A 541-nucleotide genomic window follows, 5' to 3' on the forward strand; every position below is an offset into this window, starting at 1 on the left:
CTGAGTATCGTCATTAGTTGTTGGAGTTAATGAGTCAGTTACTGTAACTGTTACGAGTAATCTAACTGAACTTACGCAACCAGATACTGGATTCAGGATTGCTCCATAGTAGGTACCATTGGCTAAAGCTGTTGTTGGATCTAATGGCGTTAAACTTACTAGTGAACTGTACCAAACAACGCCTGTTTCATTTACCTGAAGATTTGCCACTGTTGGGTTATTTGCCAAACAGAAATCTTGGGTATCATCATTAGTTGTTGGTTTAGCTGGATCTGTTACCGTTACGGTTACCAATAATCTTTCTGAACTTGCACAACCGGTTACTGGGTCCAGGATTGCTCCGTAGTAGGTACCATTGGCTAAAGCTGTTGTTGGATCTAATGGCGTTACACTTACTAGTGAACTGTACCAAACAACACCTGTTTCGTTAACCTGAAGATTTGCCACTGTTGGATTATTAACCAAACAGAAATCTTGGGTATCATCATTAGTTGTTGGTTTAGCTGGGTCAATTATTGTAACTGTTACGAGTAATCTAACT

At 39.7% G+C, this 541-nt stretch carries 1 pseudogene; it reads right to left on the bottom strand.

The annotated features are described in order from the left end of the window. A pseudogene (locus tag IUY40_RS19240) lies at positions 1 to 541 on the bottom strand (gliding motility-associated C-terminal domain-containing protein); the annotation flags it as partial.

The organism is Flavobacterium sp. ALJ2, assembly GCF_015594725.1.
Lineage (GTDB): Bacteria > Bacteroidota > Bacteroidia > Flavobacteriales > Flavobacteriaceae > Flavobacterium.